This is a genomic window from Allorhizobium sp. nf9_anc, from assembly GCF_056323085.1.
This window is the reverse complement of the sequence record NZ_CM150481.1, coordinates 391,557-404,547: the sequence shown is the minus strand read 5'-3', so window position 1 is coordinate 404,547 and position 12,991 is coordinate 391,557. Positions and strand designations below refer to the sequence as shown.

Annotated in this window: 12 protein-coding genes and 1 pseudogene; 7 read left to right on the top strand and 6 right to left on the bottom strand. The window is 61.7% G+C overall.

Features of this window, described 5'->3' with window-relative positions; translation table 11 throughout:
• Positions 1-88 precede the first annotated feature (88 nt).
• Together AC02Y0_RS01760 and AC02Y0_RS01755 are read right to left on the bottom strand one after the other, a co-directional pair.
• Complete coding sequence (locus AC02Y0_RS01760) at positions 89-1,147, bottom strand: Gfo/Idh/MocA family protein (protein WP_476381929.1); 1,059 nt, start codon at positions 1,145-1,147, stop codon at positions 89-91.
• Positions 1,144-1,929, bottom strand: coding sequence for a ThuA domain-containing protein (locus AC02Y0_RS01755; protein ID WP_476381927.1), 786 nt, complete (start codon positions 1,927-1,929; stop codon positions 1,144-1,146). Before AC02Y0_RS01755 ends, AC02Y0_RS01760 begins: the two co-directional genes overlap by 4 nt.
• Positions 1,930-2,272: 343 nt before the next feature.
• Between AC02Y0_RS01755 and AC02Y0_RS01750 the strand changes: the two genes are divergently transcribed.
• From AC02Y0_RS01750 to AC02Y0_RS01740, 3 genes are all read left to right on the top strand, one after another.
• Positions 2,273-3,301 carry a substrate-binding domain-containing protein gene (locus tag AC02Y0_RS01750; protein ID WP_476381925.1) on the top strand — a complete coding sequence of 343 codons (1,029 nt, stop codon included), beginning with the start codon at positions 2,273-2,275 and terminating at the stop codon, positions 3,299-3,301.
• On the top strand, positions 3,298-4,152 hold the full coding sequence (locus tag AC02Y0_RS01745; protein WP_476381923.1) for a PfkB family carbohydrate kinase: 855 nt from the start codon (positions 3,298-3,300) through the stop codon (positions 4,150-4,152). The genes AC02Y0_RS01750 and AC02Y0_RS01745 overlap by 4 nt, the downstream gene beginning before the upstream one ends.
• 72 nt (positions 4,153-4,224) lie before the next feature.
• Positions 4,225-4,524 carry a DUF982 domain-containing protein gene (locus tag AC02Y0_RS01740; RefSeq protein WP_476381921.1) on the top strand — a complete coding sequence of 100 codons (300 nt, stop codon included), beginning with the start codon at positions 4,225-4,227 and terminating at the stop codon, positions 4,522-4,524.
• Between the two features lie 56 nt (positions 4,525-4,580).
• Here AC02Y0_RS01740 and treY read toward each other — a convergent pair whose 3' ends face one another.
• The 3 genes and pseudogenes from treY to AC02Y0_RS01725 form a co-directional block, all read right to left on the bottom strand.
• Positions 4,581-7,235 (bottom strand): malto-oligosyltrehalose synthase, encoded by a 2,655-nt coding sequence (treY, locus tag AC02Y0_RS01735; protein ID WP_476381920.1) that lies wholly within the window; start codon positions 7,233-7,235, stop codon positions 4,581-4,583.
• Between the two features lie 88 nt (positions 7,236-7,323).
• Positions 7,324-7,485: pseudogene (locus tag AC02Y0_RS01730) on the bottom strand (aspartate-semialdehyde dehydrogenase); the annotation flags it as partial.
• A 75-nt stretch (positions 7,486-7,560) separates the two neighbouring features.
• Positions 7,561-8,256 (bottom strand): EAL domain-containing protein, encoded by a 696-nt coding sequence (locus tag AC02Y0_RS01725; protein WP_476381918.1) that lies wholly within the window; start codon positions 8,254-8,256, stop codon positions 7,561-7,563.
• 272 nt (positions 8,257-8,528) lie between these two features.
• On the opposite strand from AC02Y0_RS01725, the gene AC02Y0_RS01720 reads away from it, so the two are divergent.
• Positions 8,529-8,762, top strand: a complete 234-nt coding sequence (locus tag AC02Y0_RS01720; RefSeq protein ID WP_102018583.1) for a hypothetical protein — start codon at positions 8,529-8,531, stop codon at positions 8,760-8,762.
• Positions 8,763-8,764: 2 nt separating this feature from the next.
• On the opposite strand, the gene AC02Y0_RS01715 is transcribed toward AC02Y0_RS01720, so the two are convergent.
• A complete protein-coding gene (locus AC02Y0_RS01715; RefSeq protein ID WP_476381916.1) occupies positions 8,765-9,691 on the bottom strand; it encodes an ATP-grasp fold amidoligase family protein in 927 nt (308 codons plus the stop codon).
• A gap of 129 nt (positions 9,692-9,820) precedes the next feature.
• Between AC02Y0_RS01715 and AC02Y0_RS01710 the strand changes: the two genes are divergently transcribed.
• From AC02Y0_RS01710 to AC02Y0_RS01700, 3 genes are read left to right on the top strand one after another with little or no spacing between them, the layout of a single operon-like run.
• A complete protein-coding gene (locus AC02Y0_RS01710) occupies positions 9,821-10,498 on the top strand; it encodes a response regulator transcription factor (RefSeq protein ID WP_476381914.1) in 678 nt (225 codons plus the stop codon).
• Positions 10,485-11,879 carry a sensor histidine kinase gene (locus AC02Y0_RS01705; RefSeq protein ID WP_476381912.1) on the top strand — a complete coding sequence of 465 codons (1,395 nt, stop codon included), beginning with the start codon at positions 10,485-10,487 and terminating at the stop codon, positions 11,877-11,879. Before AC02Y0_RS01710 ends, AC02Y0_RS01705 begins: the two co-directional genes overlap by 14 nt.
• Entirely contained in the window at positions 11,876-12,973 is a 1,098-nt protein-coding gene (locus AC02Y0_RS01700) for an ABC transporter substrate-binding protein (RefSeq protein ID WP_476381910.1), read from the top strand. Before AC02Y0_RS01705 ends, AC02Y0_RS01700 begins: the two co-directional genes overlap by 4 nt.
• Positions 12,974-12,991 lie beyond the last annotated feature (18 nt).

Genomic DNA, 12,991 nt, shown 5'->3' with positions numbered 1-12,991 from the left:
AGCTCCCGCGTGGCCGAGAGGTCACGCAGAATGGAAGCGCCGCCCGAACCTCCTCGGGCGGCGCTTTAGTTTGTGGACGGATGAGAGATCAGACGACGAGCTCGCGCCGCTCGACTTCGGTCAGCATGGCAAGATCCAGAATCTTCTGCAGATTCGCAGCATGCCGGAAGCTCGGCTCCTGCATATAGCCGGAGCGGATCGCGGTGATGAACTTCTGATAATTCGTTTCCACCGGATCGACCTCGATCTCCCGCCAGACGGCCTTTTCGACATCTTCCTGCAGGCAAGCCCTGAGGCTGGAGCCATCCAGGCGGTGGATGACTTCCAGCGCGCCCTTGTCGCCATGGACCCGCAGGCGCAGCTCGTTCAGATGCCCCGTCGCCCAGCGGCTCGCATGAATCACGCCCATGGCGCCGTTGGTGAACTCGGCGGTCATGGTGAAGCTGTCATTGGCATCGAGATCATATTCGCCGATCTTGTTGCCCGGTGCCTTTTCAAACGTCTTCAACCGCGCGAAGACATGGTCGATATCAGTCGCCGCGCCATAACCCACGAAGTCGAGGATATGGATGCCGACATCGCCCAGCACTCCGTTCGAGCCGTGCTTGGTCGACAGCCGCCAAAGCCACTGGCTCTCGGTCGACCAGTCGCCCCAGGCCTTGGAAACGAGCCAGCTCTGCAGGTAGGAGGCCTCGATGTGGCGCACCTTGCCGATCTCGCCGCCCAGCACCATCTGCCGCGCCTTCTGCACCTGCGCGACATTGCGATAGGTGAGGTTGACCATGTTGACGAGGCCGGCCATTTCCGCCGCCGTCGCCATCTCGTCTGCCTTGGCATAATTCTCCGCCAGCGGCTTTTCGCACATGACATGCTTGCCGGCAGCAAGCAGCTTCAGGGTCGTCGGATAATGCACCTTGTCCGGCGTAACATTGGTGACGGCATCGAATTCACCCCAGGCGATTGCCTCGTCGAGCGAGGTAAACGTGTTGGGAATGTTGTGCCGGGCGGCAAAGGCCCGCACGGTGGCCATGTCGAGATCGACGGCCGCAACAAGCTGCACGTCAGATATCGTCGAGAAATTCATTGCATGGGTATTGGCCATGCCGCCGGTGCCGAGCACCAGAAGACGAATGGGGGCAGTGCTCATTTGTAGCCTTCCTCACCGGCCTGGTGGAGACGTGGACCGCGCTCGGTGATCGGCTCCAGCGCCTCTTCGACCGGGACATTCGGCGCATCATGAACGGCGGCGTAACGCGGCATCGGATTATAGGCCCACTTCACCCCATTGCGGATGACCTGCTGCACATTGGCATCGTGATAAGTCGGATAGGTCTCATGGCCGGGACGGAAATAGAAGATATTGCCCGCTCCACGGCGCCATGTCAGCCCTGAGCGAAACACCTCGCCACCGGCAAACCACGAGATGAACACGGTCTCCAGCGGCTCCGGCACGGAGAAGAACTCGCCGTACATTTCCTCGTTTTCGAGCACGAAGTTTTCCGGAATGCCAGCTGCGATCGGATGCCCCGGATTGACCGTCCAGATCCGCTCACGCTCGCCCGCCTCGCGCCATTTGAGCGCGCAGGGCGTGCCCATCAGCCGCTTGAAGGGCTTGGCGAAATGACCGGAATGCAGCACGAGCAGCCCCATGCCTTCCCAGACCCGCTTCGCCACCCGCTCGACGATCTCGTCGGAGACCTCGCCATGCGCCTTGTGGCCCCACCAGACGAGCACGTCGGTCTCGGCCAGACGATCGACGGGAAGGCCGTGCTCCGGCTCCTGCAGCGTCGCAGTCGTAGCTTCGATCTCAGGATCCTTGTTCAGGGCGCTGGCGATCGTCGAATGCATGCCGTCGGGATAGATGTCCCGGACAATGGCGTTTTCGCGTTCGTGGATGTTTTCACCCCAGACAACCGTTCTGATCGTCATCTGAATTCTCCTTGGTTAGGATCTGTGCAACCGCCCATCAGCAATGCCTCGACGAAACCGTCGCCCCAACTGACCTAGGAATGAATAGGATCGAAACTAGGGCAGAAGACAAAAATTTGAAAGCGGTTTGGCCTCGACTTTTGCAGGCTAATAATCTGCTGTCAAATTGCATTTTGGCGCTCTTCGAACTCATCCCACCATTCCGAACCCCAGCTCCACGCCCTGAAAACAAAGTTTTTTTGGAAGCGCTTTGACATCAGGGGTCTAGAATTGCCAGAATGCGCCGTGGCATGACATAAGCCGACAAAAGCGGAGATGTTCCCGCCGGGGTTCGACGACAGGAATGAAGCTCAAGGAATTCGCCCAGCATATCGGACTGTCACCGACAACGGTGAGCCGCGCGCTCAGCGGTTATCCCGAGGTGAACGAGGCAACGCGCGCACGCGTCATGGAAGAGGCCGCCCGCCTCGGCTACCGGCCCAATATCAATGCAGTACGCCTGGCGACCGGACGGGCGGGCGCCATCGGCGTCGTGATGACCAGGGCCAGCGACTACCAGTTCTCCGAATTCATGAGCGGCATGGCAGAGCGCTTGAGCGGCGAGGATATCGACATCCTGATTACGCCGATGACCGAACACGACACGGCGGATGAACTGCAGCTCTACCGGCGCCTGGCGGAGAGCCGTCGGGTCGACGCAGTTGTCATCCATTCGCCGCGTCCCAGGGACCCGCGCATCGCCCTCCTCCACCAGCTGAAACTGCCCTTCATCGTGCATGGTCGCTCGGAAACCGATGTGCCGCATGCCTGGTTGGACATCGACAACGAAGGCGCGATCCGCCGCAGCACCGAACACCTGCTGGATCTAGGTCACCGCCGCATCGCGCTGCTAAATGGCCGGGAGGGCCTGACCTTCACGCTGCATCGGCTTGCTGGCTACAAGGCGGCGCTCGCGGCCTATGGAATTGCCTTCGACCCGACGCTCGTGACCCATGGCGACTTCACCGACGAGATCGGCTTCCGCTTCGCCTGCTCGATGCTGGACGAGCGCCCGCGACCTACGGCTTTTGTTGCGGGCTCCATGATGACGGCACTCGGTGTCTACCGAGCGGCCCGCTCAAGAAACCTGGTCATCGGTCAGGACATCTCGGTCATCGCGCATGATGACGTCTTCCCCTATCTGACCGCTGAGAACATGGTGCCCGCTCTGTCGACCACCCGATCCTCGATCCGCGCTGCCGGCACTCGCATTGCCGACCTGGCGCTGGAAATGCTGGCAGGTCGCGAGCCGTCAGACATCAGGGAGCTCTGGCCGATCGAACTGGTCCTGCGCGAGACGAGCCGACCGGCACCAAAGGAAAAACCCGAATGACCAAGCCCGTCAAGAAGCGCGTCGTCGTCATCGGCCACATCAATCACGACCGCATCTGGCGGCTTACGGAGCCGCTTCGCGCCGGAGGACGCATCGCCTGGTCGTCGCGGGAGACCCGCCTTGGAGGCGGCGGTTACTTCACCGCCAGACGCCTGCTCGACCTCGGCCACGAGGTTGCCCTGCTTTCGAACCTGATGAGCGACGCCCATGGCGAGGCGGCGCTCGCCGACCTCCACGCTGCAGGCTTCGACACGCGCCTCATTGCTCGCCGCGACGGCGAGACCGATTTCGCCGATATCCTGCTCGACCCCACGGGCGAGCGCACTATCCTGTCGAGTGAACGGCGCCTGTCACGGACCTTTCTGCTGGACGAGCCTGTCAATGCCGACGCTTTCTATGTGAACGCACCGAAGCTGCCGAAAACGATCCTCGCCTCGCTCGAAAGCGCACCGCTCGTCGTCTCGCAATTTCCGCTGCGTGAAGGCGAACCCCGCGGCGCCGACATCATGGTTGGCTCCAAAGCGGACTTGCCCGGGGTCTCCATGGCCGATGCGTGGCGCCGGGCACGACGGCTCGGATCGGAACGCCTCACCCACCTCGTGATGACCGATGGCCCGGCCGCGATCTCGATCTTCGACGGGCAGATCGAGCACACCGTGACGCTTGACCGCACCGTCTCCGTTCCCGACACCATCGGCGCTGGCGACAGCTTCAGCGGCGCCTTGATCAACTGCCTGCTGGGCGGGGCCGATATCGTCGCAGCGAGCCGGATCGCCGGCAATGACACGACGGCATGGCTAGAGCGCCGCGAGGCGGAAACCCGAACCTCCCCTGAAAAATCAATATCCTAACATTTTTATTTGATCGCCTTCCGGGAACCGGTGAGCCGCTTGCGAGTTCACCGCAGCGAAATGGAGGAAGGCATGACTGAAGCCGATTTTACCTGGAACATTCCCGTGGAACTCGAACTGCCCTGTGGCCTGACGCGGCGTTTCCTGAATGCCTATGACGCGCTCGATTTTCTAGACGCGGAATGGCCGACCCGGCGCGGCGATGCCTATCAGCGGGCTCTGCGCCTGTGCCAGAACGCCTTGCGAGGCTCAAGGGCGACCGAACTCGCACGAAGCGCCTTTATCGCAGCCGCCCATGAAGCAGGCATGACCCAGTGTTCGAACCCGCAGAAACTCGTGAGCTTCCTGCCGCGAGCCCGATCCGCCGCCTGAGGGCGGCACCGGAGGATGCGGATACGCCCTAGGGCGCATCTGCACCCAAGCCCATCTCACCCCACCTCTGACATGAGTATGACCACCGTCTGACCATCCATGAGGTCGCGCAGAGCAAGCGGCTTGTCACCCGTAAATCTGCGCCCTGTCAGCACATCGGTGAAAGTCCGACCAGCGATCTCCGCAGGCAATTCGATGACCGTCTCGCCCCAGAACGCGGGGGAGGCCAGTCCTTCGCCTTCGCCGAGCATCGCAACCGGCAGTCGGCAGGCAACCGTCACCGCACAGAGGCCATCCCTCTCCCGGGCGAAAGCCACCGCGTGGGTCTGGCGCGGCCCAGTGACCGTCAGCGGCATATACCGTCCTTCAAGGAAAAGCGCCGGATGGCGGTTGCGAAGCGCAAGGCCGCGACCGACCACGGCCTGCTTCAGCCATCCCTCCTTCAGCGCACGCTCGTCCGCAAAGGCAAGCGGCGCCTCGGGATCGAACTCGCAGAGCGTATCGAACATCGGCAGACGTCGATTGTCCGGATCGACGAAACTCAGATCAATCGCTTCGCTTCCCTGGTAGATATCCGGAATACCGGGCGCCGTGAGTTTGATCACGGTCTGGGTCAGTCCGTTGACCAGTCCTGCCTGGATCAGAGGCTGGATCTCCCGCACCAACTCGGCGACGAACTCGTGATCGTCCAGCAGTGTGCGCACGTAGTCGGCAGCCGCGGCCTCATACTCGGCATTCACCTTGTTCCAGTCGGTCCGAAGCTTCGCCTCACGCAGGGATTTTTCAACGAAGGCCGCGACACGCTCTGCAAAATCCGACAGGCCATCCCGGTCGCCGGCGCTGAGATCGACCGGCCAATGACCGATCAGGGCCTGGAAGATCATCCACTGCACTTCCGGCTCCGGCGCCATCTGCCCGTCGATGTCGATGACGGCACACTTATGCGCCTTGCGCCAGTGTTCGATCAGCCGAGCGAAACGAGGGGCATCTTCGGCGAGCGCAAAGAGGCGCGCGCGGGCATCCTCGCCACGCTTGGTGTCATGGGTGGAAGAGGCGGATAGGCCAAGCGGCTGGTGCTCTGCACGCCGTTGCATTTCGGCGTGGAGGTGGGCCAAGCCGCCTTCTTCCGGCTCAAGTTCGCCGCCCACCTCGTTGAGCGCCAGGAATTCGACATGGCGAAAGAACAGGGTGTCTTCGAGAGACTTGGCCATCAGCGGACCGGTCAACTGCTGGAAGCGACGACGGAAGATGGCTGCCGATGGGCGGTTCTCCGCCGCAACGCCGTCACCCTTGAGCAGGGTGACCAGATCCTCTGCCACCGCCTGAGCATCGCCCCCGAGCTGATCGGTGACAGACGACAGCACGTCATCAAGCAGCGCGCGATCTGCAGCCGGCATGCCCTGATCGGAGCCATAGGTCCGGTAGCGCGGGAAGGCGAGCAGAAGCTCCTCAAGCGCGCTTCGAACCAGGTCCGTCGTTTGCCCGAGGAGGCGCGAAGCCAGCTCGACGAGCGCCTTCACCTCACCGGCAAAATTCACCCGGATCATCTGCAGCTTCGCGTCCCGCATCTTGTCAGCGACGGGAGCCTGCGGCCCGGCGACGTTGACATAGGCATCTCGCATGGCAAGGAAGCCTGCGGCATCGAGAAGAACAGGCACCTGGGCCGCGATGAATTCGTAGCCGGTCGAGCCCTGCACGGGCCAGGCCTCTGGCAACTCTTCTCCGGCGGCGAGGATTTTCTCGACGTAGATCGGGATCTCCGGTCCGACGGCGGCCCGCAACTGCTCCAGATAGGTCGTCGGATCTGCAAGACCGTCCACGTGGTCGATACGCAACCCATCCACCTGTCCGGCACGCACCAGTTCCAGCACCGTCCGGTGAGCCGCCTTGAAAACGTCTTCTGCCTCCACGCGCAGCCCCACAAGGCCGGCGATTTCGAAGAACCGCCGATAGCTCAAGCCCCTCGCCGCTTCGCTCCAATGCATCAGGCGCCATGGTTGAAGATCATGCAGGAAGAGCAGGAATTCTCCCGCCTGTGCCTTGGCGCTCAATTCCTGCAGCAGCCCTTCGCAGCCGTGCTCACCGCAAAGCGTCAGCACCGAAGCGTGAAAGGCCTGCTCATCGCCGGGCTTGGCCTGCCGTCCGAGATCGCCAAGCGGAGCCGCCATCGGGTCACTGCAGCCCTTGAGCACGGCCGGATAGGTGGAAGGGTTCAGCGGATAGAGGCTGTCGAAGTACTTGAAGGCGAGCGAACCCTCTTTGCGGTCGAGCGTCAGCGATATCTCGCCGTCCACCACCGCCTGCTCGAAGGGTTTTCCGAGAAACGGCAGGGTCAGCCGCTGGCCCCAGTCGATATCGAAATAATGTTCGTAGCGGCTGGCTTCTCCCCACTCGATGACGCTCCGCCACCAGGGATTCTCCAGGCTCGCCGCCATATGGTTCGGTACGATGTCGAGGATGAGACCCAGTCCTTGCGCCTTCAGCGCGGCTGCAAGCTGCTCGAGCCCCGCACGACCGCCAAGCACGGGATCGATCAGGTTCGCATCGGTGACGTCATAACCATGGGTCGATCCTGCTGTGGCGGCAAAAACGGGCGACGCGTAGAGATGCGTGATGCCGAGCCGCTTCAGATAAGGCACGAGGCTGATGGCACGGTGGAAATCCATGCCACCGCGAAATTGAAGGCGGTAGGTTGAAACGGGAAAGGGCATGCTGGCATCCTTGCGGCTGGCGGTGTCCGACGCCAGCTAACGCCCTCCTGCCACCCTTGTTCCACCTTGGCCGGTGCATGCCGCAGCCTCAGTGGAGGTCGAACTCTCCGTCCACCTTGCGCCATTCATTCGGACCGATCAGCCGCTTGTGGCTGAAACGCACCGAATGCAGATCGCCGTCGAGATTGGCGCGCCAGAATTCGAGAAATTTCGTCATTTCCGGAAAGTTTGGCGCCAGATCGTAATGCTGTCAGTAGAAGGTCTGCAAACGAGAAAGGGCCGCTCATGAGGGCGGCCCTTTCTTCTGTATGTGGTTTTACAGTGCTCAGGCGGCGAGCGCGGTCGGAATGGGGCTGAGACCCTCAAAGGTCGGCCGGGCGATATAATAGCCCTGGATCAGATCCACGCCGAGTTCCGTCAACAGCTGAAGCTCGCCCGCTGTCTCCACGCCTTCGCAAACGGCAGTCACGCCGAGATCGCGCAACATGTCGAGTGTCCGGCTGACGACGATCTGCTTCACCGTATCGGTGTCGATGCCCCGGATGAGATCCATATCGAGCTTCACCAGATCGGGCTGGAAGCGCGTGAGAAGGTTGAGACCTGAGTAACCGGCCCCGAAATCATCGATCGCCGTCTTGAAGCCGATCTCGCGGTAGCTCCTGAGAATGTTGAGGAGATGCGCGGTGTCGAGCTTCTCGACTTCGGTAAACTCGAAAATGATGCGGTCGAGCGGGAAGTCGGTACGCCGTGCTGTCTCGAGCGTCTGGCGAATGCAGGCGCGCGGCTCGTAGACGGCATTCGGCATGAAATTGATCGACAGATGCGGCATCGCGTTGCGAGGAAAGAGGCTTGCGGCCAATTCGATGGCACGGACCCGACATTGCTGGTCGAAGGCGTAGCGATTGTCGGGATCGACAAGTGAGAGCACCGACACGGCACCGCTGCCATCAAGGCCACGCACGAGCGCCTCATGAGCGAAAACCTCGCGACGCCGGGTATCAATGATGGGCTGAAATGCCATCGAAAACCTCGACTCGAAGGCGGTCCCATTTTTGCAACCCTGGCAGGTCATCGCGGCTCCTAAATTATGCATCACAACAAAAACACAACCGTCTTAAGGAAGCTTGAAAGCTGCTACGCAACCAGTTTCCGAGGAAGCAACCGCCTTGTTCCGCAATTCATGACCTTTTTTGGATTGCTGATTTAACCAATCGAGATAATCGAATATCCTTGAAATATGAGGCTGATTCGAGAAAGCCTCGCGGGCTAAATGACTTAGCTGGGGATGCGGACATGCGGGAACAGATCGATATCGAGACCTGGGCGATGGTCAGGGCTCATGAGATTGTAATGCAGCAGGGTGCCAATCTGGTCGTCGCCGCTCAGAGATTGGACCACAAGAAAACCACAGCCAACACCTATGCACTGAGAACGGCAATCATGGCATCGCTGATCGAAGCGCTACAGGCACCCCCGGCAGATGTGCTGGCCGCCATGCAGACACCGGCAGGCCTGCACCAGGCCTGACATTACGTCCGAGATCCGGCGATCTGCCATTTGTCTCCGACAAGGCGATCATATTCCGGCGGCTCGAAGGCTTCGAAGCCGCCGCCCGGATAAAGCGTGAGCTCACCGACAAAGAGATTGTCGCCCGTATCGAAGAGGTCGACGCGGACGAAATCCAGATCACGCCCCAAGGTTTCCGACAGCGACACCATCAGGTCCAGCTGCTCCGGGCGCGGGATCTCGTGCGGATAGGGCGGATAATAATCCGGGTCGTAGAACGGCAGGCGTTCCCATGAACGCGAATAGGTGGCGGAATAGCCCTGATCGTCGGTGCGCGTATCGATGATGATGTGCGACAGCCGTCCGTTGAAGACGAAGCAGCGATAGTCCCAGGGGATGCCACCATCCTTGCTCAGCATCTTCTCGATGACCACCTTCCGCGCGACCTGCGAATAGGCCCATTCCCTGTTGTAGCGGGCATGGTCGATCGACAGCCATTCGGCGCAGGGATCGTTGCGCTGGAGGGTTTCGACATCCTCAGTCGTGTAAAGGAACTCGCCAAGCCCGCTCGCATGGTTGGGCTTGATCACAGCCGGCAGCGGAATTGTCGACCACTCGACCTCGGATAGTTGGGTTCCCGCCCAATAGGTGGGGATCGTATGCTGGGCGCCAACCTTCTCGGCCACGTAGTCCTTCACCGCCAGCTTGTCGACCAGCTTGCCATAGAGCGGATTGCGGTCATGGATCTTGCGATACTGAACCTTCTCCGAGAAGGTCTTCGGCTTGTCGACATCGGGCCATTCGCCCTTGATGCTCCAAAACTTCAGCTGGATATAGAGCTTGTCCGGCAAAGGCGCGATCAGGCGCCAGAAGATGCGCTTCATGAGATAGAGCAACGAGCTCTGGTCGTAACCCGCCCGGATGAAGCTTTCCTTCTGTTCGTCTGCCAAGACCGCGTCTCCGTTTCCCGTTGCCGGCGAACTTTAGTGGTCCCGGTTTATCGTCGAGTTAACCGGAAGCCCTGAATACAGCCTTTCCGCCAGCTTGATCACAGACGTCAGACATGCGAGCGTCCGGCCATGCGCATTCTGCTTGTGGAAGACACGCTTGACGTCGGAGAGGCCATCTCCCGCCGCTTTGAAACCATCGGCCATACGGTCGACTGGCAGACGGACGGCCGTGCTGCAGCTGAAATCCTCGACTTCACCGAATACGATCTCGTCATCCTCGACGTCATGCTGCCCGGCATGGATGGGTTTTCGATCCTGAAGAGGCTGCGTGACAACGGCAGCGCCGTGCCGGTGCTCGTCCTGACGGCGCGCTCCGAGATCGACGATCGCGTCGGAGCGCTCGATCTCGGAGCCGATGACTACCTTGTAAAGCCCTTCGACTTCCGCGAGCTCGAAGCGCGCGCCCGTGTCCTGATGCGCCGCCGCGCCGGAGGCGAGGCGACGAATGTGATCGCCTGCGGCGACGTGTTGCTCGACCGCTCCCAGCGCTCGGTCAAGGTCGGCAATCGCGAGGTGCCGCTGAAACGTCGCGAAATGACATTACTTGAAATCCTCGCCAGCAGGCCTGGTCGTGTGTTCAGCAAGGACCAGCTTCTCGACCAGCTCTTCGGCTTTGATGAACCGGCGGGGCCGAATGCCATCGAGCTTTATGTTGGACGCCTGAGAAAGAAGCTGGAAGGGGCAAAGGCCCGCATCGTGACTGTTCGTGGCGTGGGCTACCAACTGGTGTCTGATGCAGAGGACTAGGCGCTCACTTTTTGCCCGACTGGTCATCCGCGTTGCCGTGGTTCTCGCCGGCGGCGCCGCGATCCTGATGACCGCGGCCTGGCTTTATGCCCGCGCGGCAGCCGACGAGGCCTATGATCGGCTGCTTCAGGGTGCCGCGATCCAGATCCTCGACAGCCTGGTGGTCGAAGAGGGGCGCATCGCCGTCGACCTGCCGCCGAGCGCCTTCGAGCTCCTGGGATTGGCACCGCGCGACAAGATCTTCTACCGGGTTGTCGCACCCGATGGCACCACCCTTACCGGCTACGAAGACCTCGAATTCACGGATGACGTGGCCGACGCGCGGACCCAGGCCCGGTTTGCGACAACAAGTTTTCGCAATCAGCATGTGCGCATGGTCGCGGCAAGCCGCGCGATCGCGGATCCCACCATCGGCGGCTGGGCGAATGTGTTGATCGCCCAGACGACCGAGGCACGGCAGGAGCTGACGACGGAACTCACCACCCGCGCCCTGGCTCTGGTCGGCGTCATGAGCCTGCTTGCGCTCGGCGGTACGGTGCTCGCCGTCCGTTACTCCCTGCGCCCGCTCGATGCGCTGGGCGACACACTCCGCCGCCGTGACAGCCAGGATCTGACACCGCTCGCTGTCGACGTTCCCCGTGAACTCTCGCCCTTTGTCGAGTCGATCAATCACTTCATGCGCCGCCTCGACGATCGCCTGCGCCTCCTGCAGCGCTTCATCGCCGACAGCGCGCATCAGATCCGCACGCCGCTAACGGCTCTGTCGGCGCAGGTCAGCCTGATCGACGAAGACGCGCTCTCCGAAAACGACCGTCGTCACCTGGACCGCGTCAAGAACCGCGCCTCGGAGCTTGCCCGCTTCACCACGCAGCTCCTGAACCACGCCATGGTCATCCATCGTTTCGATTCCGTGCAGCTCGCGCCGATCGACGTGATCGATGTTGCCCGCAAGGCCTTCCGCGCAGCAGTCCCGATCACGATCGATCCTGACATCATCGTCTCCTTCGAAGCGCCGCCGGAAGAGCTCATGGTGCTCGGCGATGCGCTGAGCCTGAGAGAAGCGATCGTCAACATCATCGACAATTCGCTCCGCCACGGCGTCGTCTCGAGCCTCGCGGTTCGCGTCATCAGGCGCGGCAATTTCGTGCTGGTCGAGGTGGAGGACGACGGTCCCGGCATTCCGGCACAGGACTGGCAGCAGGTCACCCGCCGCTTCGTCTCCTCCAAATCCGGCGAAGGCAGCTCCGGCCTCGGCTTTGCGATCGCCTCGGAAGTCGCGACAACGTTGAGCGGAGCGCTCGGCTTTCGTGAACCGGGGTCTCGAAGCGGCTTCACCGTCTTCCTAGAACTCCCCCTGCTCGACGCGAGGTCCGAACCATGACGCTGAAGACACGGTTCACCGCAGTGATGTCGGGCCTGCTGGCCGCAGCCCTCGCCTCGACTTCGGTCTTCGCGCTCGAAGGCGACCGCTCCGTCTTTCCGGCACCGACCAAGGAACGCGCCCGGCTGGTGATCAACGGCGTCACCGATGCCGATGTCATTGCACCCCTCATCCTCGACTTCCAGCAGACGGCACCAGACGTCACGGTGGAATTCAATGACTATGTGAGCAACGACCTGTTCCGCGAGGCCGAAATGGCCTGCAGGCAGCAGCGAAGCCATGGCGATCTCTGGATATCCTCATCCGTCGATCATCTGGTCAAACTCGCCAATGACGGCTGCGCCCACGCTCACCAATCGGAGGAGACCGAGCGGGTCTCGGCCTGGGCGAACTGGCGCGATGAGATCTTCGGCTTCGCCTTCGAGCCGGCTGTCATCGTCTACGACGCCTCGCAGGTACCGCCGGAAGACGTTCCGCGCTCGCATGTCGAGATCGCGGAACTCCTGCGCCGCAAGCCGGACGAATACTGGACGCGGATCGGCACCTACAACGTCAAACTGTCGGGCGTCGGCTATCTCCTCGCCTTCCACGATGCCCAGCAGGCGCCGACAAGCTATGGCCGTCTACTGGAAAGCTTCAGCCGCGCCCAGGTCGTGACCAGTTGCTGCAACAAGGAAGTGCTCGACCTGATCGAGACCGGCAGGTTGAAGATCGCCTACAACATCCTCGGCTCCTATGCCTATGCGCGCTACCTGCGCAACAACGACATGCGGGTGGTCGTACCGCGCGATTACACGCTGATCCTCACCCGGGGCGCGATGATCCCGACCCATTCGCCACAGCCAGACCTCGCCGCCCGGTTCGTGGATTATCTCGTCTCGGAGCGCGGCCAGAAGGTTGCGCGGGAAAAGGCCTTCTACTTTGCCGAAAACGCACCTTTGCCACCCGGCGTCGACGGGCCGATCTCCCTGATCGAATCCGGCATCGGCCGCCCGATCCGCGTCGGCCCGGCGCTCCTCGCCGCTCAGGACAGGGCGACGCGCGAGGAATTCATCCGCAATTGGACATCGCTTCTGGCACCCGGTGCGCCCTGATGAAAAAAGGCCGGCGTC